At 65.0% G+C, this 22,941-nt stretch carries 21 protein-coding genes and 1 pseudogene; 6 read left to right on the top strand and 16 right to left on the bottom strand.

Annotation, left to right across the window (positions count from 1 at the left end; genetic code table 11):
• Nucleotides 1-71 precede the first annotated feature (71 nt).
• Together LRC39_RS03130 and gloB are read right to left on the bottom strand one after the other, a co-directional pair.
• Nucleotides 72-509 (bottom strand): cupin domain-containing protein, encoded by a 438-nt coding sequence (locus LRC39_RS03130; protein WP_346296298.1) that lies wholly within the window; start codon nucleotides 507-509, stop codon nucleotides 72-74.
• Entirely contained in the window at nucleotides 506-1,273 is a 768-nt protein-coding gene (gene gloB / locus LRC39_RS03125) for a hydroxyacylglutathione hydrolase (protein WP_346296297.1), read from the bottom strand. The genes LRC39_RS03130 and gloB overlap by 4 nt, the downstream gene beginning before the upstream one ends.
• Nucleotides 1,274-1,452: 179 nt before the next feature.
• On the opposite strand from gloB, the gene LRC39_RS03120 reads away from it, so the two are divergent.
• Nucleotides 1,453-2,223, top strand: a complete 771-nt coding sequence (locus LRC39_RS03120; RefSeq protein WP_107346406.1) for a class I SAM-dependent methyltransferase — start codon at nucleotides 1,453-1,455, stop codon at nucleotides 2,221-2,223.
• A gap of 99 nt (nucleotides 2,224-2,322) precedes the next feature.
• Here the strand turns inward: LRC39_RS03120 and LRC39_RS03115 are convergent, their stop codons facing one another.
• From LRC39_RS03115 to LRC39_RS03095, 5 genes are all read right to left on the bottom strand, one after another.
• Nucleotides 2,323-3,012, bottom strand: a complete 690-nt coding sequence (locus LRC39_RS03115; protein ID WP_346296296.1) for a DUF4167 domain-containing protein — start codon at nucleotides 3,010-3,012, stop codon at nucleotides 2,323-2,325.
• Nucleotides 3,013-3,468: 456 nt separating this feature from the next.
• On the bottom strand, nucleotides 3,469-4,338 hold the full coding sequence (gene prmC / locus LRC39_RS03110) for a peptide chain release factor N(5)-glutamine methyltransferase (RefSeq protein WP_346296295.1): 870 nt from the start codon (nucleotides 4,336-4,338) through the stop codon (nucleotides 3,469-3,471).
• Nucleotides 4,335-5,420 (bottom strand): peptide chain release factor 1, encoded by a 1,086-nt coding sequence (prfA, locus tag LRC39_RS03105; RefSeq protein ID WP_346296294.1) that lies wholly within the window; start codon nucleotides 5,418-5,420, stop codon nucleotides 4,335-4,337. The genes prmC and prfA overlap by 4 nt, the downstream gene beginning before the upstream one ends.
• A 54-nt stretch (nucleotides 5,421-5,474) precedes the next feature.
• Nucleotides 5,475-7,742: a phosphoenolpyruvate--protein phosphotransferase gene (gene ptsP, locus LRC39_RS03100; RefSeq protein ID WP_107354104.1), complete on the bottom strand. Its 2,268-nt coding sequence runs from the start codon at nucleotides 7,740-7,742 to the stop codon at nucleotides 5,475-5,477.
• Nucleotides 7,743-8,074: 332 nt separating this feature from the next.
• Nucleotides 8,075-9,328, bottom strand: a complete 1,254-nt coding sequence (locus LRC39_RS03095) for an aspartate kinase (RefSeq protein ID WP_346296293.1) — start codon at nucleotides 9,326-9,328, stop codon at nucleotides 8,075-8,077.
• 191 nt (nucleotides 9,329-9,519) lie between these two features.
• Between LRC39_RS03095 and ubiG the strand changes: the two genes are divergently transcribed.
• Nucleotides 9,520-10,281, top strand: coding sequence for a bifunctional 2-polyprenyl-6-hydroxyphenol methylase/3-demethylubiquinol 3-O-methyltransferase UbiG (ubiG, locus tag LRC39_RS03090; protein WP_104511875.1), 762 nt, complete (start codon nucleotides 9,520-9,522; stop codon nucleotides 10,279-10,281).
• A gap of 127 nt (nucleotides 10,282-10,408) precedes the next feature.
• On the top strand, nucleotides 10,409-11,308 hold the full coding sequence (locus LRC39_RS03085) for an EamA family transporter (protein WP_107354102.1): 900 nt from the start codon (nucleotides 10,409-10,411) through the stop codon (nucleotides 11,306-11,308).
• On the opposite strand, the gene LRC39_RS03080 is transcribed toward LRC39_RS03085, so the two are convergent.
• From LRC39_RS03080 to LRC39_RS03060, 5 genes are all read right to left on the bottom strand, one after another.
• Entirely contained in the window at nucleotides 11,309-11,746 is a 438-nt protein-coding gene (locus LRC39_RS03080) for an EamA family transporter (RefSeq protein WP_346296292.1), read from the bottom strand.
• A 229-nt stretch (nucleotides 11,747-11,975) separates the two neighbouring features.
• Entirely contained in the window at nucleotides 11,976-12,470 is a 495-nt protein-coding gene (locus tag LRC39_RS03075) for a DUF1178 family protein (RefSeq protein WP_346296291.1), read from the bottom strand.
• Nucleotides 12,467-13,342, bottom strand: coding sequence for a carbon-nitrogen hydrolase family protein (locus LRC39_RS03070; RefSeq protein WP_346296290.1), 876 nt, complete (start codon nucleotides 13,340-13,342; stop codon nucleotides 12,467-12,469). Before LRC39_RS03070 ends, LRC39_RS03075 begins: the two co-directional genes overlap by 4 nt.
• Nucleotides 13,339-13,614 carry a glutaredoxin 3 gene (grxC, locus tag LRC39_RS03065; protein ID WP_263990447.1) on the bottom strand — a complete coding sequence of 92 codons (276 nt, stop codon included), beginning with the start codon at nucleotides 13,612-13,614 and terminating at the stop codon, nucleotides 13,339-13,341. The genes LRC39_RS03070 and grxC overlap by 4 nt, the downstream gene beginning before the upstream one ends.
• A gap of 42 nt (nucleotides 13,615-13,656) precedes the next feature.
• Entirely contained in the window at nucleotides 13,657-14,472 is an 816-nt protein-coding gene (locus LRC39_RS03060) for a ComF family protein (protein WP_346296289.1), read from the bottom strand.
• 105 nt (nucleotides 14,473-14,577) lie between these two features.
• Between LRC39_RS03060 and LRC39_RS03055 the strand changes: the two genes are divergently transcribed.
• Together LRC39_RS03055 and LRC39_RS03050 are read left to right on the top strand one after the other, a co-directional pair.
• Nucleotides 14,578-14,877 carry a hypothetical protein gene (locus LRC39_RS03055; RefSeq protein ID WP_107342796.1) on the top strand — a complete coding sequence of 100 codons (300 nt, stop codon included), beginning with the start codon at nucleotides 14,578-14,580 and terminating at the stop codon, nucleotides 14,875-14,877.
• Nucleotides 14,878-14,903: 26 nt separating this feature from the next.
• Nucleotides 14,904-15,733: pseudogene (locus LRC39_RS03050) on the top strand (methyltransferase domain-containing protein).
• A gap of 98 nt (nucleotides 15,734-15,831) precedes the next feature.
• On the opposite strand, the gene LRC39_RS03045 reads toward LRC39_RS03050, so the two are convergent.
• Nucleotides 15,832-16,233 (bottom strand): (deoxy)nucleoside triphosphate pyrophosphohydrolase, encoded by a 402-nt coding sequence (locus LRC39_RS03045; RefSeq protein ID WP_011156162.1) that lies wholly within the window; start codon nucleotides 16,231-16,233, stop codon nucleotides 15,832-15,834.
• 184 nt (nucleotides 16,234-16,417) lie between these two features.
• On the bottom strand, nucleotides 16,418-17,659 hold the full coding sequence (gene argJ, locus LRC39_RS03040; protein ID WP_346296288.1) for a bifunctional glutamate N-acetyltransferase/amino-acid acetyltransferase ArgJ: 1,242 nt from the start codon (nucleotides 17,657-17,659) through the stop codon (nucleotides 16,418-16,420).
• A gap of 222 nt (nucleotides 17,660-17,881) precedes the next feature.
• On the opposite strand from argJ, the gene LRC39_RS03035 reads away from it, so the two are divergent.
• Nucleotides 17,882-20,683: a [protein-PII] uridylyltransferase gene (locus tag LRC39_RS03035; RefSeq protein WP_346296287.1), complete on the top strand. Its 2,802-nt coding sequence runs from the start codon at nucleotides 17,882-17,884 to the stop codon at nucleotides 20,681-20,683.
• Nucleotides 20,684-20,915: 232 nt separating this feature from the next.
• On the opposite strand, the gene LRC39_RS03030 is transcribed toward LRC39_RS03035, so the two are convergent.
• Together LRC39_RS03030 and LRC39_RS03025 are read right to left on the bottom strand one after the other, a co-directional pair.
• Nucleotides 20,916-22,073 carry a hypothetical protein gene (locus LRC39_RS03030; protein WP_346296286.1) on the bottom strand — a complete coding sequence of 386 codons (1,158 nt, stop codon included), beginning with the start codon at nucleotides 22,071-22,073 and terminating at the stop codon, nucleotides 20,916-20,918.
• A complete protein-coding gene (locus tag LRC39_RS03025; RefSeq protein ID WP_346296285.1) occupies nucleotides 22,070-22,903 on the bottom strand; it encodes a hypothetical protein in 834 nt (277 codons plus the stop codon). Before LRC39_RS03025 ends, LRC39_RS03030 begins: the two co-directional genes overlap by 4 nt.
• Nucleotides 22,904-22,941 lie beyond the last annotated feature (38 nt).

Here is a 22,941-nt window from a genome sequence, read left to right as displayed (position 1 = left end):
GTTCGGCCGTTATTGCGATGGGTTACGCGTGGCGCGCGAGCCTGTCGTTCAGCCGATCCTCGCGAGGGACTTCATCGCACCGGCTCCCAGCCGGGCGGCGCCAGTTCGAAGCCGGCGAAGTCGAAACCCGGCGCCACGGTGCAGCCGACCAGCGTCCATTCACCGGTCGACGTTGCCGCCTGCCAAGCCTGCGGCGGAACGATGAGTTGCGGCAGATGCCCGGCGCCGAGATCGGGGCCGAGCGTGGTGGCGCGGCGGCCGTCGTCATCGGCGACCTCCAGCATCAGGGCCGCGCCCGCGTAGTAGTGCCAGACTTCGACCGCGTCGATCCGGTGCCAGTGCGAGAGCTCGCCTGCACGGAGCAGGAAGTGGATCGCGGTCGAGTAGCTGCGGCCGCTGGGGTCGCAGCGAGGATCGCGAAACGTTTCGCGATAGTGGCCGCCTTCCGGATGCGGCTGCAGACCGAGCCGCGCGATCACTTCGGCGGCGCTGAGAGTCACCGCGCTCACCCGTTGTTCTTGCGCTCGCGGATCTCGCCGAACACGTCGGCGGCGGGCGCGTCGGACAGGCCCACGGCGGCGGCGACTGACGGCACATCGGCCCGCAGGAACACGTTGGCCTGCTTCTCCTCGCCGAGCGTCACCGGAATCGTCGGCTTGCCTTCGGCGCGCAGCGCTTCGACCTGCTTGGCGCGGGCCTGCAGCGCCGCATTGTCGGGCTCGATGCCGAGCGCGAATTTGACGTTGGAGGCGGTGTATTCATGGCCGCAATACAGCTTGAAGTCGTCCGGCAGCGCCCGCAGCTTCAGCAGCGACTCCCACATCATCGGATAGGTGCCTTCGAACACCCGGCCGCACCCGATCGAGAACAGCGTGTCGGCCGCGAACAGCGCGCGGTCATCGTCGAACACGTAAGAAATGTGATCGAGGGTGTGGCCGGGAGTTTCCAGCACGCGCGCAGTGAGGCCGCCGATGCGGACGAAATCACCTTCCTGCAGGCGGACGTCAACGTCAGCGATCTTGGCGTTGGCGTCGTGCGGCGCATAGACGCGGCACAGATACTTCTTCTTCAGCTCGGCAATGCCGCCGACGTGATCGCCGTGATGATGGGTGACCAGAATGTCGGTCAGCTTCCAACCTTCTTTGTCGAGCGCAGCGATCAGGGGGGCAGCTTCCGGCGCGTCGATCGATGCGGTCGCTCCGGTGGCCGGATCGTGGACCAGATAGCCGAAATTGTCGGTGAGACACGGAACGATACGGATGTCGGCGGGCATGAGATCTCCGGAACTTGAAGGCGGCAGGAGCGTGCCCGGCGCCGTTTCTGTCGCCGGCGTCACGCAGTGTCGAATCCTAACATGGGGGCAGACCGGGACGAAATGAAGCGGTCACAGCCTCGTAAACCAAGCAGGGTGTGGCTTTGCCGGACGGTACGACGCCGTGGTAAATGGTGGGCATGACCATGGACGTCGTGGATCTGCGGGAGTTCTACAGCAGCCGTCTCGGCATCGTCGCACGGCGGCTGATCAACCGCGGCATCCAGTCGCGCTGGCCGGATGCGCGCGGTGATCGCGTGCTCGGCCTCGGCTATCCGACGCCCTATCTCGGCCTGTTCCGAGACAGATGCGAGCGCTGTATCGCCTTCATGCCGGCGGCTCAGGGCGTGTTGAAATGGCCAACCGCGCGATCGACGCTGTCGTCGCTGGTCGACGAGCACGCTCTGCCGCTGCCGGATGCGGCGGTCGACCGCATCCTGCTGGTGCATGCGCTGGAGATGTCGGACGACCCTGAACGGCTGCTGCGCGAGGTGTGGCGGGTGATGGCGCCGGCCGGACGGCTGCTGGCGATCGTCCCGAATCGCCGCGGCGTCTGGGCACGCCTCGACAACACCCCGTTCGGCCACGGCCGTCCTTATTCGCGCTCGCAGATCGCCGACCTCCTGCGGCGGACCTGGTTCACCCCCACGGCCTGGAGCGAAGCGCTGTTCGTGCCGCCGCTGGGGCACGGCTGGCTGCTGCGATCGGCACCGGCATGGGAGCGGATCGGCGCATCGACCTCGCTGCCGTTCGCCGGCGTGCATGTGGTCGAAGCCACCAAGCAGGTGGTGCGGGCGCAACCGGTCAAGCGCGAGCGCATCCGGCTGATTCCCTCGCTGGAGCCTTCGCTGGTGCCGTCACCGACCCCGCTGCAAGGCGACGAGCCGGACGCGCCGCCGCTGCTGCGTTGAAGCGACATGCGCTGAAACGACATGCGCTGAAATGACAAAGGCCGCACCAACAGGCACGGCCTTATCTGATCCTGGGATCGATCGAATCAAACGCAGCGATTAATCGCCGGCGCCGGCATCCTCACCCGACGGAGCCGGGGCGACGGCCTGTGCGGCGGCTGGCTCGCCACGCGGACGGCGCCGACGACGCGGCGGGAAGCGCTCACCGCCCCCGTTGCTCTCGAAAGCGTTGGGGCCGAGCTGCGGCTGCGGACCGGTGATGAAAGACGGCAGGCGATCGACGCCCTCGGCCGCCGGCTGCGGCTGCTCGCGCGGCACGAACTGCGGCTGCGGACGATGCTCGCGCGGCTGCGGCTGTTCACGCGGCTGATAAGGCTGCGGCTGCTCGCGCTGCTGGTACGGCTGGGGCTGCTGTACAGGGACGAGGCCCGGCTCGGCGCCGAAATTGGAGAAATTGCCCTCGCTGTCGTCGTCGTTGTCCAGCGTGTCGTTGTCGATTCGCGGCTGCGGCTGATTCTGCCGGAATTGCTCCTGGGCAGCCGCGATCAGACGAAAGTAGTGCTCGGCGTGCTGGTAATAGTTCTCGGCCGCCACCGGGTCACCCGAAGAGCGGGCATCGCGGGCGAGCTGAACGTATTTCTCGGCGATGTGTGAAGCGGTACCACGGATCTTGATATCGGGGCCGTTCGATTCAAATACCCGGGTCATCGGGTTTTGGCCGCGCCGATTGTTATTATTGCCGCCGTTATTCCGGTTACGCAGCCGCTTATTGTTCTGCCCGTTTCTCATGTCCTACCTTCTTACCGAACCTCTTTTTGCAAGGCATGGCTGCGCCTGACGCAGGTCGCACTACGCCTCTCCGAACAGCCCTTCAGTCTCTGGTCGCTTAGTGCCGTATGTCGCGTTCAACAAAGACGCGTTCCCCAACTCCGGCGGGCGGTCGTGCTGCGCCAGCCGGACCAAATCAACGAGCCTGTGCAACGAGGCTCAGCTTCTCGCGCGTGAGTTCTTCAAGCGTGAATCGTTTAGGCTTTCGTTCGCTTCGCGGTCGAAAGCTGCGCGGCTGCCCCAGCCTATCGCGCTTGATCGAAACCGCCGTATGGAACCCTTTCGGTCAGGGGCTCTCGTAGAGAAGAACATGCCCCACACCGCACCGCGGGGCCAGCCACTCTGACCGATATCTGGAGCGGAACGTAGTCGCTCTCGGTCGATATTCCAAGCGGTTTTTTGCAATTTGTTCCGATATCAGGGGCCCGCCAGCCGCCCGGTCACCGCCCGGAAAATCCCTGACAAATCAGGCTGGAAGGGGTCAGAGACGGTTAACCCCGAGGCCTGCATCAGGGCGCTTACATCGCGTTCCTGACCTTGTCCGATTTCAACCACCAACGCGCCTCGTGGTTGCAACAGGCGGACCGATTCGGGGATAATTTTCCGGTAGGCATCGAGCCCGTCGGCTCCGCCGTCGAGCGCGCGGCGCGGATCATGCTCCCGCACCTCGCGATCAAGCCCCGCAATCTCGTTAGCTGGAATATAGGGCGGGTTGGAAACGATCAGGTCGAACCGCCCTTGCAGCGCCGAGGCGTAGTCGCAGGCAAGGAAGCCGGCGCGATCAGCAAGTCCAAGACGCTGCGCATTCCGTCGTGCCGTGCGGAGGGCGCCGAGGCTGATATCGGTGGCAACGCCGATGGCATCCGGCCGCTCGTGTAGTAGCGCGAGCAGGATCGCGCCGCTCCCAGTCCCGATGTCGAGTATCCGCGGCGCAGGTAAGGCTCGCTCCTGCAGGATCGCGAGCGCGGCCTCCACAATCGTCTCAGTATCGGGGCGCGGCACCAGCGTATCGGCAGAGAGTTCGAACGGCAGCCCCCAGAACTCCCGCATGCCGAGGATGCGAGCCACCGGCTCGCCGCCGAGCCGCCGCGCCGCAAGCGACTGCAGCCGCTCGTTCTCCTCAGCGGTCAGGATACGCTCGGCCTGAACTAGCAGCCCGGTGAGATCGAGCCCGGCGACCTCGCCGACCAGCAGCCGGGCGTCGAGTGCGGCCGACTCGATCGCCGCATCCTGGAATTGCCTGGCGAGACGACGACGCGCGAATGCGATCGTCGGAGCGTCGCTCACGCCGCGTTGCCCTGCTCGGCGAGCTGCGCCGCCTGGTATTCGGTGGTCAGCGCATCGATCAGTTCACCCAAGCCTTCGCCCGCCATTACTTGCGGCAGCTTGTACAGCGTCAGATTGATGCGGTGGTCGGTGACGCGCCCTTGCGGGAAGTTGTAGGTGCGGATGCGTTCGGAGCGATCGCCGGAGCCGACCTTGGCCTTGCGCTCGGCGGAGCGTTCGGCATCGACCCGCTGCCGCTCGGCATCGTAGATCCGCGAGCGCAGGATGTTCATTGCCGAAGCGCGGTTCTTATGCTGCGAGCGGCTGTCCTGCATCATCACCACGATGCCGGTCGGCAGATGGGTGATACGGATCGCCGACTCGGTCTTGTTAACGTGCTGGCCGCCGGCGCCCTGCGCCCGCATCGTCTCGATCCGCAGGTCTTCCTGTTTGATATCGACGTCGACCTCCTCGACCTCAGGCAGCACCGCGACGGTCGCGGCCGAGGTGTGGATGCGCCCTTGAGTTTCGGTGTCGGGCACACGCTGGACACGGTGCACCCCGGATTCGAATTTCAGCTTGGCGAACGCGCCGCGACCTTTCACTTCGGCGATGATTTCCTTGAACCCGCCGACCGTGCCTTCGCTCGCCGAAATCACTTCGACGCTCCAGCCCTGTAGCGCGGCAAACTTCTCGTACATCCGGAACAAATCGCCGGCGAACAACGAGGCCTCGTCGCCGCCGGTGCCGGCGCGGATTTCCAGCATCACGTTGCGCTCGTCCATCGCGTCCTTCGGCAACAACGCGATGCGGATCTGCTGGATCAGTTCGTCGCGGTGAGCGTCGAGCGCATCGCGCTCGGCCTCGGCCATCGCCCGCATCTCCGGCTCGGTGGCCGGATCTTCGAGCAGCTCGTCCATCTCACCGAGTTCGTCGCGGACCTGGCGATAACTCTTCACCGCCTCGACCAGCGGATTGAGCTCCGACAATTCGCGGGTGATGCGGACGTAGTCCTCGGCGCCGACCTGGGCCATCAGCTGCGCTTCGAGCGAGGCATGATGCGCGAGGAGGACGTCGAGCTTGGCTTCGGGCAGTGTGGACATGAACGATCTCGGGTGAACGCGAAAAACGACAAGCGGCGGCAGGCAGCCGCGTCGCTACAAGGCGAGCTGATGCGCTTCGGCGAATTCGATCAGCTTGTCGCGAATCGAGACGCTGCCGGCCGGCGCGTCGAGCAGCGGTCCGATCATCGCCTCGGCCTTGGCGAGGTCGAGGCCGAGGATCATCGCCTTCACCGGGCCGTGCGCCAGTGCCGACACCGATAGCGAGCGGTAGCCGATCGCGATCAGCGCCAGCGCCGCCAGCGGCTGCGAGGCCATCTCGCCGCAAAGCGACAGCGACCGCTTCGCCGCCCGGGCCTTGCGGACGATGTCGCGCAGCGCCCGCAGGATCGGCGCCGACAGCGTGTCGAACCGCTCCGACACTTTCGAGTTGCCGCGATCGACCGCGAACAGGAACTGGAACAGGTCGTTGGAGCCGACCGAGACGAAGTCGGCGCGCTTGAACAGCTCGTCGAGCTGATACAACAGCGCCGGCACTTCCAGCATGGTGCCAACGTCAACGCGCTCCGGCAAAGTGTGGCCGTGCTGGCGCAGATAAGTCAGTTCACGCTCGATGATGCTCTTGGCGGCATCGAACTCGGCCACCTCCGAGATCATCGGGAACATCACCCGCAGGTAACGGCCGGCGGCGGCGCGCAGCATCGCCCGGATCTGGCTGCGCAGCAGGCCGGGACGGTCGAGCCCGAGCCGGATCGCGCGCCAGCCCAGCGCCGGATTTTCCTCGACCACCGTCTCCATGTAGGGCAGCGCTTTGTCGCCGCCGATGTCGAGGGTGCGGAAGGTCACCGGCTTGCTGCCGGCGGCGTCGAGTACGGCGCGATACAGCGCGAGCTGATCCGACGAGCGCGGCAAGCTCTGGCCGACCATGAACTGCAGCTCGGTGCGGAACAGGCCGATGCCCGACGAGCCGGTGTCTTCGATGTGCGGCAGGTCGATGGTCAGGCCCGCATTGATCATCAGGTCGATCGGCTGGCCGTCCTTGGTGGCGCAGGGCAGATCGCGCAGCGCTGAGTATTGCGCCTGCCGACGGGCGCGGAAGCGCACCCGCTCCGCATAGGCGGCTTCGATTTCGGCCGACGGGCGGACATAGATCGAGCCCGAGGTCGCATCGACGATGATCGCGTCGCCCGGATCGGCGATGCCCGGCGCGTTCGGCACCTCGCCGATCGCCGCGATGCCGAGGGCACGCGCCACGATCGAGACGTGCGAATTGGCAGTGCCCTCTTCGAGCACCAGGCCGCGCAGCCGCTTGCGGTCGTAATCGAGCAGCGCCGCCGGGCCCATCGACCGCGCGATCAGGATGGCGTTGTCGGGCAATTGCTCGCGCGACGGCGCATGGTCCTGCCCGACGAGCTGGCGCATCAGGCGGTGGCCGAGGTCTTCCAGATCATGCAGCCGGTCGCGCAAGTAAGGATCGGTCGAGCGCAGCATCCGCGCCCGGGTGTCCGACTGCACGCGTTCGACGGCTGCTTCGGCGGTGAGGCCGGTGGCCACCGCCTCGTGCAGCTTGTGCGACCAGCCATGGTCGTTGGCGAACATCCGATAGGCTTCGAGCACGTCGCGATGCTCGCCGCCCTCGGCGAAATCACCCCGCTCCAGCATCCGGTCGAGGTCGGAGCGCAACTTGGCGAGCGCCGCGTCGAGCCGCTTGATTTCCTTCGGCAGGTCTTCGGCGATGTAATTGGTGATGACGACGCGCGGCTCGTGCAGCACCACATGGCCGAGCGCGATGCCGTCCGACAGCACCGCGCCGGTCTTGTGGATCGAGTGCCGCGCCGCCGGCTCCGCACCGGGCTGGGCCAGCGCCGACAATTCGCCGGAGGCGATCATCTCGGCCAGCACCATCGCGGTGGTCTGCAGCGCCTCGACCTCTTCCTCGACATAGGTGCGCTTGGCGCGGTTCTGCACCACCAGAACGCCGAGGGTGTTGCCCGCGCGCAGGATCGGCACGCCGAGGAACGAGTGGTAAATTTCTTCGCCGGTTTCCGGGCGGAACGAGAACGCCGGATGGCTCTGCGCATCCGACAGGTTCAGCGGGGTCGCTTCGGAGGCGACCAGACCGACCAGACCTTCGTGGGCGTTCAGCACGGTCTGGTGCACCGCCTCGCGGTTCAGACCTTCGGTGGCGTACAGCTCGAGGGTGTTGTCGATCCGCAGCACATAGACCGAGCACACTTCGGCGACCATGTTGGCCGCGATCAGCACCACGATCTTGTCGAGGCGTTCCTGCGCGGAGACTTGCTCCGCCATGGTTTCGCGGAGCCGTCTCAGCAAGACGCGGGGGCCACCCGACGTGCTCCGCATGTGCCGCAATCTCCTCTGCGAGCCTTGCCTCCCCGCGCGACGCCGCGCCAGCAGAAAAGCTCCAAAAACAATCCTCGTCCGGCGTTCGCCCGGCCCCGCGCGTGTGTCCACAGCGCGTGTCCGAACTCGAACACGAACCCGCAGCTGGTCCGGTCGCGGACACCGCCGCCGAACCTTCGCAACGCAACAAAACCGGCTTTGCCAGCCGACCTGTCAGCGCGCCGCGCCGCTCAGGCCGTATAGCGAATTGACGCTTGATTTGCCAAGCAAAACGCCTGCCAGCGGACGCAACATCGGGCCCGCCGGCTCTCTCAAATCACCGAAAAATTGTTCTAAACTTGATCCAGACCATAGAGCGTATGCAGCGTCCGCACCGCCAGCTCGGTGTAAGCGGCGTCGATCAGCACCGAGAACTTGATCTCGGAGGTGGTGATGGCGCGGATGTTGATGTTGCGGGCCGCGAGCGCAGCGAACGCCTGGGCCGCGACGCCGGCATGGCTGCGCATACCCGAGCCGATCACCGACACCTTGGCGACGTCGGTCTCGCTGTCGAAGCGGGCGTAACCAATCTTGTCCTCCGCCGAGGTGATGGTCTGCTTGGCACGGGCGAAGTCGGCGGCCGGCACCGTGAAGGTCAGATCGGTGGTCTTGCCGTCCTCGGAGACGTTCTGGACGATCATGTCGACGTTGATATTGGCGTCGGCCAGCGGACCGAAGATCGACGCCGCCACGCCCGGCTTGTCCTCGATCCGGCGCACAGAGATCTGCGCCTCATCCTTGGAAAAGGCGATGCCGGTGACGACGTGGTTCTCCATGGAATTCTCCTCGCTGCTGATCAGCGTGCCCGGCGGCGTGCCGTGCGGATCGATATCTTCGGGCTTGTCGAAACTGGAGCGGACGAAGATCGGCATGTTGTGGACCATGCCGAGCTCGACCGAGCGGACCTGCAGCACCTTGGCGCCGAGCGAGGCCAATTCCAGCATCTCTTCGAACGACACCTTGTCGAGCCGGCGCGCCTTCGGCACCACCCGCGGGTCGGTGGTGTAGACGCCGTCGACGTCGGTGTAGATATCGCAGCGGTCCGCCTTCAGCGCCGCCGCGATCGCCACCGCCGAGGTGTCGGAGCCGCCACGGCCCAGCGTGGTGATCCGGCCGGTTTCGGCATGGATGCCCTGGAAACCGGCGATCACCGCCACTTCCTTGCGCTCGGAAAAGCGCTTGATGATTTCGCTGCCGTTGATCCCGACGATCCGCGCCGAAGCGTGCGCGTCGCTGGTCAAGATCGGGATCTGCCAGCCCTGCCAGGACCGCGCCTGAATGCCGAGCGACTGCAGGGCAATCGCAAGAAGACCCGACGTCACCTGCTCGCCGGACGCCACCACCGCGTCGTATTCACGCGCGTCGTGCAACGGCGAGGCTTCGGTGCACCAGGCCACCAGCTCGTTGGTCTTGCCGGACATCGCCGACACCACCACGGCGACCTCATGGCCAGCGTCGACCTCGCGTTTGACATGGCGCGCGACGTTCTGGATGCGCTCGATATTGGCGACGGACGTGCCGCCGAATTTCATCACCAGCCGGCCCATGACGAATAGTGCAATCCTTGGAGACAACGAGTATTGATGGCGCGGAATCCGCCAGGCGGGAGCCGCGTGGCGCGTATACACAGCGTCGCGGTTTCGGGCAAGCAAGGGCATTGCGGCCGCGGAACAGGCGCAACCCGCTCCGGCCGCGTGCCGGGCGACAGGTACGGACATTGAGGAGCATCGCGCACCCCATGGCACTGCAACCCGAGTCCCCCGGCCAGCCGGCCTCGACCGTCGATCCGGCCGAGATCGCGAAATTCTCCAAATTGTCGGCCGAGTGGTGGGACCCCACGGGGCGGATGGCGCCGCTGCACCGGATCAACCCGCTGCGGATCAGCTTCATCCGCGATGCGGCCTGCCGGAAATTCGAGCGCAATGCCAAGAGCCTGAGCTGCCTTGAGGGCTTGCGGATGCTGGACATCGGCTGCGGCGCCGGCCTGCTGTGCGAACCGTTCACCCGGCTCGGCGCCCAGGTGATCGGCATCGACCCGTCGGCCACCAACATTGCGGCCGCCAAGCTGCACGCCGACAAGTCGCATCTGGCGATCGACTACCGCAACGTCATGGTCGAGGAAATCGACCCGCGTGAGCGGTTCGACATCGTGCTGGCGATGGAGGTGATCGAGCACGTCACCGACGTCGGCGCGTTCCTGTCGCGCTGCGCCGCGCTGATGAAGCCGACCGGCATTATGGTGGTGGCGACGCTCAACCGGAACTGGAAGAGCTTCGCGCTCGCCATCGTCGGCGCCGAATATGTGATGCGCTGGCTGCCGCGCGGCACCCATCAGTGGGACAAGTTCGTCACCCCCGCCGAACTCGAGCAGCACCTCAACCGGCTGAAGCTCACCGTCACCGAGCAGTCCGGCCTGGTGTTCAATCCGCTCGCCGACCGCTGGAAGCTGTCGCCCGACATGGACGTGAACTACATGATGGTGGCCGAAGCGGCGCCGTAGTTCTGGACGATCGCGCGCTTCCCCCTCCGGCGCGCGAAAGTCCTCGCAATGCAGGCATGATCCGGGTCCGGTTGACCGCTGCGGACCGGATCGCCGAGGCTGCAGCGTCCCTCCTGCCGCCACCGCCATGTTTACCGTCGCTTCGCTCTGGATCCCCTTCACGCTCGTCGCCGCGCTCGGCCAGGTCGCGCGCAACGCGATGCAGCGCTCGCTGACCGGGCCGCTCGGCACCTGGGGCGCCACCAATATCCGCTTCCTGTTCGGCTTCCCGTTCTCGCTGCTGTTCTTTGCCGGCGTGATCTGGGCGACCGGCGACGCGATACCGTGGCCCGGCCTCGATTTCTGGCCATGGCTGCTGCTCGGCGCGCTGTCGCAGATCGCAGCCACCGGCATGATGCTGGCGGCGATGAACGAACGCTCCTTCGTGGTCACCACTGCCTATCTGAAGACCGAAGCGATCCAGACCGCGATCTTCGGCTTCGTGTTCCTCGGCGATCACCTGAACCTGTGGAAGGTGGTGGCGATCCTGATCGCGACGGTCGGCGTCGTGGTTACGGCGCTGCGGCCGGGTGCTGCCCGCGGCCTCGTCAGCCTGCGGCCGACGTTGCTCGGGCTGAGCGCCGCTGCAGCCTTTGCGCTTTCGGCGGTCGGGTTTCGCGGCGCGATCATCGTGGTGCCTGACGTGACCTTCGTCACGGCTGCGACCTTCACCCTGGTGTTCGGCCTCGGGGTGCAGACGCTGGTGCTGACCATCTACCTGCTGGCGCGGACGCCGCAGGTGCTGCGCGACATCTTGAGATTGTGGCGGCCGTCGATGCTGGCCGGCTTCGTCGGCGCCGCGGCCTCGCAGTTCTGGTTCCTGGCATTTGCGCTCACCGCCGCCGCCAATGTCCGCACCTTGGCGCTGATCGAGGTGCTGTTCGCGCAAGCCGTGGCGTACTACTCGTTCAAGCAGCCGGTGGCGCTGCGCGAGATCCTCGGCATCATCCTGATCGTGCTCGGCGTCGCGCTGCTGGTCGCGGTGTGATTACTTCAGCGCGATGATTACGGCGCCAGCGGCGATCAGCGCGATCCCAATCCATTCGGCGCCGGACGGCCGCTCCCCGAGAAACAGCACGCCGAACAGCACCACCAGCACCACGCTGAGCTTATCGATCGGCGCCACCAGGCTGGCCGGGCCGAGCTTGAGCGCCCGGAAGTAGCACAGCCATGACGCCCCGGTGCATAGCCCTGATAGAATCAGGAAGGTCCAGGTCTTGGCGCTGATCGGCCCGTCCGCGACCAGCTTTCCGGTCGCCGCCAGCAGCCCGCCGAGCGCCACCAGCACCACCACGGTGCGGATGAAAGTGGCGAGATCCGAGTTGACGTCCGCCACGCCGACCTTGGCAAAGATCGCCGTCAGGGCGGCAAACACCGCCGACAGCACCGCCCAGAATTGCCAGGAAAGCAGGGTGTCGGGATTCATGAGCAAAGTCGTTCGTTGCGCATGCCCCATCGGCAGCGAACTCCCTCGCCCCGCCGTTGCGGGGAGAGGGTTGGGGTGAGGGGCGACACGCATAGTTGTCTCTCGACTGTGAGGAGACGCCCCCTCACCCGGTCCGCATCTATCGATGCGAACCGACCTCTCCCCGCACGCGCACGCGGGGAGAGGTTAAGTCGCGCGCCTTCCTGGCGAGAGGCGCACCTCATTGCGGTTAGTTCCGGTCGTCCGGCAGCACCGGCAGCGGCGCCACCTCGATGCCTTCGTCGATCAGCGCTTTGGCCTCGGCCGGGGAGGCTTCGCCGTAAATCGGGCGGTGTTCGATATCGCCGTAATGCATCGCGCGTGCCTGCTCGGGGAAGCGCTCGCCGACATTGTCGGCAGTCTTGACGATGTGGTCGCGCAACTCCTTCAGCTTGGCGCGCAGCTCGCGCTCCTGCGCCATCAACAGCGGCGTCGGCGCATCTGCAGACGTCGTCTCGGCCGGAAGGTTGGTCGCGGCGGGTTCGGCGGCGGCCGGCCCGGGCGCGCGGCCACGGCCTTTCTTGCCGACGATCTGCGGCGCCATGATCGCCTTTTCGACCTTGACCGAATCGCATTGCGGGCAGCTCACCAGCTTGCGCCGAACCTGAGTCTCATAGGCCGACGAGCTCTGAAACCAGCTCTCGAACACGTGGCCTTTGTCGCAGCGCAGGCTGTAGCGGATCATGACTGCCGGACCAGATGCAGGTGTCCCGGGCCGGCGTTCGCATCGGCCACGGTGAAACGCCGGCCGTGCTGCAGCGACGGAATCTTGCCGCGCGCTTTGGTCACTTCGGCCGGATCAATCCGCGCCATGATGAAGCCGGGCTCGATGCCGCCTTCGGCCAGCACCTTGCCCCACGGATCGATGATCAGCGAGTGGCCGAACGTCTCGCGCTTGTTCTCGTGCAAACCGCCTTGCGCCGCGGCGAAGACGAAGCAGCCGTTCTCGATGGCGCGGGCGCGCAGCAGCACGTGCCAATGCGCCTCACCGGTCGGCTTGGTGAACGCCGCCGGCACCGCCAGGAACGATGCGCCGGATTCGGCCAGCGCGCGGTACAGCGCCGGGAAGCGCACGTCGTAGCAGATCGTCAGGCCGATCCGGCCCCACGGCAGGTCCGAGATCACCGCGGTCTCGCCGGGCTGGTAGTTCGCCGACTCCCGGTAGCTCTCGCCATTGCCGAGATCGATGTCGAACATATGGATCTTGTCGTAGCTCGCCAGGATCGTTCCGTCGGGACCGATCAGGAACGAGCGGTTGACCGCACGCTCCGGCGACGCGCGCAGCGCCAGCGAGCCGATGTGCAGATGGATGTTCAGTTCACGCGCCAGCTCGCGATACGCCTTCAGCGACAGATCGTCGTCCTGCTCGGCAAGCTGGGCGAACAGCGCTTCGCGGTTCAGCTGCATCATGTTGCTCACCTCGGGGGTGAGCACGTAGTCGGCACCGGCCTTCACCGCCTCGCGGATCAGCCGGATGCCCTGCTCCAGATTGGGCTCTGGGGTGAGGCCGCTGCGCATCTGCACCAGGGCGGCATTGAACGGCACCGCTTCGGTCATGACGCCGCCTTTTCGCCAGCGAGCAGCGCGTCGAGCTTGCCCTCACGGTCGAGCGCATAGAGGTCATCGCAACCGCCGACGTGGAGGTCGCCGATGAAGATCTGCGGATAGGTGGCGCCGGGGCCGGCGCGCTCGTCCATCTTCACCCGATAGCCCGGATCGACCGCGACGTCGTACTCGGTGAAGGCCGCCTTCTTGCGGTTGAGGAGCGACTTGGCGGCGCTGCAATAGCCGCAGCCGGGGCGGGTGAAGATCTCGATCGCTGCGGGCATTCAGGCTCCGTTGGGTTGCCGAGGATGGGCGCAAGGAGCGGATTATATGGGGGATTTCAGCGTATCGACAACCCGCGCGAAGACCAGCACGTCGACCGAGGCCGCCCTCGCCCGGAGCAGCGCGCGGGCGCAGGCGTCAACGGTGGCACCGGAGGTGAGCACGTCGTCGACCAGCACGATCCGCCGCCCGTGGATCTCGGCCTTACGGTGTTTCGGAACCTTGAAGGCGCCCTGCACATTGGCGGCGCGCTCGCTGCGCGACAGCCCGATCTGGTGCGCGGTCGGCCGGACCCGCTGCAGCGCCTCAACCGCGACCGGCAGCTTGGCCTGCCGGCCGATCACCTGCGCCAGCGCGCCGGACTGATTGTAGCGGCGCGAGAAGCCGCGGCGCCAATGCAGCGGCACCGGCACCAGCAGATCGGCATCGGCCAGCAGAGGCTGCCCGGCGCGCGCCATCCATCGTCCCATAGTCGGCGCCAGATCGGTGCGGTCATGGAACTTCAGGCCGTGCACCAGTGCCTTGGCGACCTCGTCGTAGCGCACGGCGGCCCGGGCACGGCTATAGGCCGGCGGAGCGGCGATCGCCTGCATCGACAGCATGCCGGGGCCGGGATCATAGACGAACGGGATGCCGAGCTTTTCGCAGTAAGGCGGGGCGATGAAGGATAGCTGCGACCAGCACTGCGCACAGACGCCCTCGCCTGCGACCGGCTCGCGGCAAGCGACGCACAGCGTCGGCAGCGCCAGATCCAGCGCCGCCTGAGCCGCGCGGGTCCAGATCCGGCGCAAACTGCTGGCAGCGGCAGAGAAGCCGCCCAGCCCCCGCACGCCAGCCCGGTTGATCGCGCCCACACGCATGACGCGAGGCTAACGCCACTCACGCAACCGTCAAGCGACAGAACCTTGTAGTGCCGGGCCGGAAAAAAGCGCACAACACCGCCAGTCCTTCTCCGGGAGATCGCCGTGTCCGAGCCCACCGACAAGCCTGCCGACGTCACCTATCTGGATATTCCGACCGCGCCGCACGTGTATTTCGACATCGCTCCGGCGCACGGGGTGATCGCCAATGGCGTCGAGGTCGAGCTCGCGGCACGCACCCTGAACCCGCTCGCCGACGGGACGGTCGAGGTGAAATTCGTCACCACCGCTCGGCTGCGCTGCAGCCAGGCCGGCGCGCAGCATTTGCGCAACGCGCTGGATGCGGTGCTGAAGATGTTCGAAGCCTCGCAGCAGAGCCCGGCCGCGGCCTCCAAGCTGAACTGATCGTGGCGCGAACGATTTGACCTGCGATGTCTGATTCCACGCCGATCCTGTTCGATCGCCGGCTGCTCGCGGCGCGGCTGCAGCGTGCCGCCACGCTCGGCCCGGTGCCCTTCCTGCTCGACCGCGTCGCCGACGAGATCGACGAGCGGCTGCACGCCGTGCTGCGCGACTTCACCAACGTCGCCGATCTCTGGACGCCCGGCGGGCTGAAGCTGCAGCGATTTCCCAAGCTCGCGCATCTGGCAGTCGACCCGTCCGGCACCGAAGCCCTGCCGTTCGCGCCGGGATCGCTCGACCTGGTGGTCTCGGCGCTGGCGCTGCAATTCGCCAACGACCTGCCCGGGGTGCTGGCGCAGCTCCGCCGCGCGCTCAAGCCGGACGGCCTGCTGCTCGCGGCGCTGACCGGCGGCGATACGCTGACCGAACTGCGCCAGGCCTTCGCGGCCGCCGAGGCCGAGATCGAAGGCGGGGTGTCGCCGCGCGTCGCGCCGGCCGCCGACCTGCGCGATCTCGGCGCACTCTTACAACGCGCCGGCTTCGCGCTGCCGGTGACCGACGTCGACCGCGTCGTGGTGCGCTACGACCACGCGTTCGCGTTGATGCAGGATCTGCGGCGGATGGGTGCCACCAACGTGCTGATCGAGCGCCGCCGGACGCCGCTGCGCCGCGCCACGCTGGGACGGATGGCCCAGATCTACGCCAACCGCTTCAGCGACCCCGACGGCCGCATCCGCGCCACATTCGAGATCGTCTGGCTCTCCGGCTGGTCCCCCACGAAAGCCAGCAGCAGCCGCTGAAGCCGGGCTCGGCGAAGGCGAGTTTGGAAGAGGCGGTGAAGGGCAGTCAGCCGATGTAGTTCCACCGTCATTGCGAGGAGCGCCGCGACGAAGCAATCCAGCTCGGTGCACTGAGCTGGATTGCTTCGCTTCGCTCGCAATGACGAGAGCCGGCGCCTTACATCAGCAATTCGATCAGCGGCGGGATCAGCGGCAGGTCCGCCGGCGGCATCGGGTAGTCGCGGAGTTTATTGGCACGAACCCAGGCGAGTTCCTGGCCCTCGCGGGGCATCGCCAGGCCTTCCCAGCGCCGGCAGACATACAGCGGCATCAGCAGGTGAAAGTCCTCATAGGCGTGACTGGCGAAGGTCAGCGGCGCCAGGCAGGCTTCCTTCACGGTGATGCCGAGCTCCTCGTCGAGCTCGCGGATCAGCGCCGCCTCCGGCCGCTCGCCGGGATCGAGCTTGCCGCCGGGAAACTCCCACAGGCCGCCGAGCTGCTTATGCTTCGGCCGCTGCGCGATCAGCACGCGATTATCGGCATCGATCAGCGCAACGGCGACGACGAGGAGGAGGTTCATACCACGCTCCCGATGAGACGCACGGCGGCTTTCCGACTAACAACGTCGTGCCCCGCGAAGGCGGGGCACCCAGTATCCCAGAGCGCTTGTGAAAAACCACGAGCGGCACGGCGTACTGGATCGCCCGCCTGCGCGGGCGATGACGACCTACAAAGAAATAGGGCCGTGCTGCTCATAACCAAACTCACGACCGATAGTCGCCGTTGATCGCGACGTATTCCTTGGTGAGGTCGCAGGTCAGCACGCGGGCGCGGCCTTTGCCGAGGCCGAGGGCGACCTTGATCTGAATGACCGGCTTCTTCATCTGCGCCGAGACTTCCTTCTCGTTGTAGGACGGATCGCGCGCGCCGGCCTTGGCGACGCGGATGCCGTTGAACGAGATCGACAGCTTATCGCGATCGGCCGGCTCGCCGGCCTTGCCGACCGCCATCACCACCCGGCCCCAATTGGCGTCTTCGCCGGCGATCGCGGTCTTCACCAGCGGTGAATTGGCGATCGACAGCGCGATCTTGCGGGCCGAGACCTTGGTCTTGGCGCCCTCGACGATGATCTCGACCAGTTTGCGGGCGCCTTCGCCGTCGCGCGCCACCTGCTCGGCGAGGTCGGCCAGTACGGCGTTGAACGCCTTGACGAACGCCTTCAGCCGCGGGTCCGAGGCGCGCGAAATCTTCGGCGCGCCGTTTTCGGCGGCCGCACCGGTCGCGAAAGCCAGCAGCGTGTCGGAGGTCGAGGTATCGCCGTCGATCGTCACGGCGTTGAAGGTATCGGTGACGCCGGCCTTGAGCAGCGCCTGCAGGCAGGACGCCGACAGCGGCGCATCGGTGAAGATGAACGACAGCATCGTCGCCATGTCGGGCGCGATCATGCCGGCGCCCTTGGCCATGCCGTTGATCGTCACCTTGGCCTTGCCGAGCTTGACGGTGGCGGTCGCGACCTTCGGGAAAGTGTCGGTGGTCATGATCGCCTTGGCGGCGTCCATCCAGCCGTCGGGCCCCGCGTCGAGCGCCAGAGCGTCGAGCACGCCATCGAACTTGGTGGCGTCGAGCGGTTCGCCGATCACCCCGGTCGAGGCCAGGAACACTTCGGCCGGCTTGCAGCCGACCGCCTTGGCGGCGAGCTGCGCGGTCAGCGCGGTCGCCTTTTTGCCGGTCTTGCCGGTGAAGGCGTTGGCATTGCCGGAATTGACCACCAGCGCCCGGGCGCCGCCGCCCTTCAGCTTATCGCGGCACCATTCAACCGGCGCGGAGGCGCATTTCGAGGTGGTGAACACGCCGGCGACGGTGGTGCCCTTCTCCATCTCGACCAGCAGCACGTCGGTGCGGCCCTTGTAGCGGATGCCGGCCGCGGCAGTCGCGAGGCGCACGCCGGCGATCATAGGCATGGCGGGGACATCGGTGGGGGCGAGCGGGGAGACTTTGCTGGACATCGTGCGCTTTCGGCAGGTTGTACCCCCGCCGGCGCGGGAGCGGCGTTCCCCTCTCTCACAAGCTCGCGACGATGAGAAGGAGAATTCGCGAAAACTGACGAAAATCCCATCGTCACAATCCGTTGCGGGCGCCTATGCTGGCTGGGCCGAGCTCGCCTCCGCAGTTACCCTCGGGCGGAATTCCGTGACAGCAGCGTTGCCGTCCGATATCCGGAAATAGCCATGGACAAAGTCGTTTCACCTGCCCGCCCCGCCGCCGACGAGCGCTTCGACAGCGCCCGGGTCGCCGCCGAGATCGCCACGCTCGCCGAGAAGCACGCCGGCAACGACGGCATGTTCCGCACCGCGCTGGCGATGCTGATGAAGGCCGAGCTGGCGAAAGCCCGCACCGAAGCCGAGGCGCAATTGCTGCGCGACCGCCACGGCCGGCGATGCGCCGAGCGGCTCTGCTACGTCCAGGACGCGATTATCCGGCTGCTATTCAACGCCGCAACTGAATACCTCTACAACACCCCGACGCCGTCGAGCTCTGAGCGGATGACGGTGGTGGCGACCGGCGGCTACGGCCGCGGCCTGATGGCGCCGGAGAGCGACATCGATCTGCTGTTCATCCTGCCCTACAAGCAGACCGCCTGGGGTGAGCAGGTCGCCGAAGTCATCCTGTACTGCTTGTGGGACATCGGCCTGAAGGTCGGCCACGCCACTCGCTCGGTCGACGAGTGCATCCGCCAGGCGCGCGCCGACATGACGATCCGCACCGCCATCCTGGAGACGCGATTTCTGGCCGGCGACGAAGCGCTGTACGCCGAGCTGGTCGAGCGTTTCGACAAGGATGTGGTCGAGGGCACCGCAGCCGAATTCGTCGCCGCCAAGCTCGCCGAACGCGAGGAGCGTCACCGCCGCTCCGGCCAGTCGCGCTATTTGGTCGAGCCCAACGTCAAGGACGGCAAGGGCGGCCTGCGCGACCTGCACACGCTGTTCTGGATCGCCAAATACGTCTACCGGGTACGCGAGCCCAGCGAACTCTCCGAACGCGGCGTGTTCGATCCGGCCGAGCTTCGGACCTTCCGCCGCTGCGAAGACTTCCTGTGGTCGGTCCGCTGCAACATTCACTTCGTGACTAAGCGCGCCGAAGACCGGCTGTCGTTCGATTTGCAGCGCGAGATCGGCGTGCGGCTCGGCTACACCTCGCATCCGGGGATGCAGGACGTCGAGCGCTTCATGAAGCACTACTTCCTGATCGCCAAGGAAGTCGGCAACCTCACCGCGATCCTGTGCGCCAAGCTGGAAGACCAGCAGGCCAAGGCGGCGCCGGCGCTGACCCGGATGATGGCGCGGCTGCGCCCGGCCGCCAAGCGCCGCCGGGTGCCGGAGAGCGACGACTTCGTCACCGACAACAACCGCATCAATCTGGCGGTGCCGGACGTGTTCAAGCACGATCCGGTCAACCTGATCCGGGTCTTCCGGCTGGCGCAGAAGAACAACCTCGCTTTCCACCCGGACGCGATGCGCACGGTGACGCGGTCGCTGTCGCTGATCACCCCGCAGCTCCGCGACAATCCCGAAGCCAACCAGCTGTTCGTCGAGATCCTGACCTCCGACAACGCCGAGCCGGTGCTGCGGCGGATGAACGAGACCGGCGTGCTCGGGCGTTTCATCCGCGCCTTCGGCCGCATCGTGTCGATGATGCAATTCAACATGTATCACAGCTACACGGTGGACGAGCATCTGATCCGCTGCGTCGGCAATCTGCAGGAGATCGAGCGCGGCGGGAACGATGAGTTCGCGCTGTCGTCCGAACTGATGCGCAAGATCCGGCCGGATCACCGCGCGGTGCTGTACGTCGCCGTGCTGCTGCACGACATCGCCAAGGGCCAGCCCGAGGATCACTCTACCGCAGGCGCCAAGGTGGCGCGGCGGCTGTGCCCGCGATTCGGCTTCAGCCCCGCCGACACCGAACTGGTGGCGTGGCTGATCGAGCAGCATCTGGTGATGTCCACGGTGGCGCAGTCGCGCGACCTGTCGGACCGCAAGACCATCGAGAACTTCGCCGCGGTGGTCGAGACCGTCGAGCAGATGAAGATGCTCACCATCCTGACCACCGCCGACATCCGCGGCGTCGGTCCGGGGGTGTGGAACGGCTGGAAGGCGCAGCTGATCCGGACCTTGTACTACGAGACCGAACCGGTGCTGACCGGCGGCTTCTCGGAGGTGAACCGCGCCGAGCGGATCCGCGCCGCGCAGGCCGAATTCCGCGCCGCCTTCACCGAATGGCCGGAGGCCGACCTCAACGCCTATGTGGCGCGGCACTATCCGGCCTATTGGCTGAAGGTCGATCTGCAGCGCAAGATCCGCCACGCCCGCTTCCTGCGCGCCTCCGAACAGGCCGGCCACAAGCTGGCGATCAATGTCGGCTTCGACGAAGCCCGCGCCGTCACCGAGCTGACGATCCTGGCGGTCGACCATCCCTGGCTGCTGTCGGTGATCGCCGGCGCCTGCGCCAGCGCCGGCGCCAACATCGTCGACGCCCAGATCTACACGACCACCGACGGCCGCGCGCTCGACACCATCTCGATCAGCCGCGAATACGACCGCGACGAGGACGAGGGCCGCCGCGCCACCCGTATCGGCGAGACCATCGAAGAGGTGCTGGAAGGCAAGCTGCGGCTGCCCGAAGCAGTCGCCCGCCGCGCGACCAGCGGCAGCAAGGCCAAGCTGCGCGCCTTCGTGGTCGAGCCCGAGGTCGAGATCAATAACAACTGGTCGGACCGTTACACCGTGATCGAGGTCAGCGGCCTCGATCGCCCCGGCCTGCTGTACCAGCTCACCACGGCGATCTCGAAGCTCAACCTCAACATCGCCTCGGCGCATGTCGCAACTTTCGGCGAACGCGCCCGCGACGTGTTCTACGTGACCGATCTGTTAGGTGCCCAGATCACCGCCCCGACCCGCCAGGCGGCGATCAAACGGGCGCTGGTGCATCTGCTCGCCAACGGCGACGCCGCCGAAAAGCCGGCGGCGTGAGCTCAAGACGTCGAAGAGCGGTTCTGTTCTAACGGAATCGGGAGTGCGCTTCTGGAGACTTATCACCGGAGCTACCTCTTGGTGAAAAGGCGCGAAGCGCCGTCTCGAACCATGCGCAGCAGGTGATGCGCCTCCTCATCCTCCGATGCGCCGGCCTTGCCAGCCCCCTCAGAATGAGGGCTTAGAACTCTCGGCAAAGGACAAATACGCCCCAATCGGTCGATGAAGCGACCTAGCCCAACTTCAGAAGGATATCGTTGCTAGCAGCGGCGATGGCTTGCGAGCCAGATTCGAATACTATGCTTCTTAGTGAATTGGATATCTGACGAAAGGAACCTAGACGCTCTGCCATATGGAACAAAAATTTTACTCGATTAAAAGAGACAGCCCGACTTGTATACCTCTTCAGGCTACGAGCTACCCTCTGCTCAATTAACTCAGCATTCATGCCGGGGCTTAAGCCCCTTCGCAGATCGCCGATCACGTAGTTAGCGAACGACCCGACATCTTCGTATCTTTCGAGCACATCAAACCCTGCGCGCCCCTCAGTCAAGAGAACGCGAATAACCTCAGCGATCCGCTCTTCTTGCCGCCGCAAAGGCCTAATGCGCCGCTCGATCAAATCATTCACAGGCCGGGAATTGTAACGCCTCTCAACTCGTGGATCACGATATCCGCGCCCCCTCACTCCAATCACTAGATCACATTCAGTTGCGCTTTTTGCCAGATCTACAAGGCCCCCAAAATCATCACCCGTCTTCCGAATTGCCAAAGGATCAACCCAACGCGGCAATTCAACGTAAACATTCTTGCCTTCTTGGCGCACCACCACATCAGCCGACTTAAAGCAATCTTCTACGACCGCCTCATCTTTCATGTTCTTGGTCAGGGCCTTCAGGAGTGGCGCAACAATAACGCTGCCCATGAACCAAATAACTGCATTATTTCTGCTGCTGAATTCGACTTCCTTCCTCTGAACCGCGTCGAAGGCAGCCTTATATGCGACAGCTCTTGCGTTACAAAATAAGGCATAGTTCATCTTTGTAAGTGGCGCCTCTATTTTGGTGAGCCACTCTTTTACCTTAGGAGAAAGCTCATCTCTCGTCCCAACATGCACCACACCCTCAATATCGAGCAGCGCAAACACTTCAGGATCACCAACCGCTACAGAGCGATTACCAGCGACGGGCTGACGGAGGCACCGATCGATAAAGACCTGAAATCCAACAATCCTTCCACCCCGATCGGTTCGCTGAACGTAAGTGGCATTGCCATCACTCCTTGAAACAAGCAACGGAATTGCGAATCCTGGCCCCTTACGCGACCCGACACTTACACCCACAAGTCGCAAAGAACGAAAAGCAACGGCATCAAGATTGCTGTTGCTCATAGCCATCCCTTCGCCTGATAGACGGAATGAACCAGCGCCCTGACGGTCGCATGATTTTCGATTGGCCGACTACCGCTACTGAAGGGATATTCATGAATTGGTATTCCGTAAGCCTTCAATCGCCCCCCGATGTCGGGGTCGCTCGCTAAACTATCTGGAATTATGGCGGCACAGACACACTTCTTCAATTCTATCGGATCACCAAATACTAACTCTGGGGTCGAAACGCGATCATCAAGACCGGAAACTGCTTGCATACTGGCCAAGACCATCCGTTTGTAGCAATCAGCCTCGAAATTAGAGCCTGGCACATTCAATTCTCCTTCAATCGCGTTCCTCAGAAAATCTTCCGCAGATCCGAACAGAGTCGAAACCAAGCGCGCAGCGGATTGGGGCTCTGGTGCGAGAAGAAAATCAAATAGCGGCATATATGGATGCAGGTATTGATCCATATAGCCCTTAACGAATGCGCCACTGTCGAAGGCGAACACGTATTTTGGAGACGGGACCAAGGTCGGATCAAGAACGAGCACGGTTGGGAATAAGCAAGCTAGAGAAGCTGGCTCAAAATCGCTGGTGCCACGAAACGCTGAACGACCATAGAACGCATATGTAACCGCTTCACCAAGCACTCCACAGACTTCTGGAGCAACAATTTTTCCAGACGAGATAATGTCCCGCAACACGTAGCTGCTTGTGATGTGCGTCAGCCCCAACAATTGATTTGGCACCGTCAGCTTCTGGACAAGGTCCCGAAAAGCGGTTTGGTTCGCTCGCCCTGTTGGACCGCGCAACTTTCGCCTCACTTTATTTTCCAGCAACGACGTCATTATTCAAAGCGAGACGATTAGAGCCAATTCCAATGTAC

It is taken from the genome of Rhodopseudomonas sp. P1, from assembly GCF_039642825.1.
In the GTDB taxonomy this organism is placed as follows: Bacteria; Pseudomonadota; Alphaproteobacteria; order Rhizobiales; family Xanthobacteraceae; genus Rhodopseudomonas; species Rhodopseudomonas palustris_H.
This window is presented reverse-complemented; position numbering and strand designations above follow the sequence as displayed.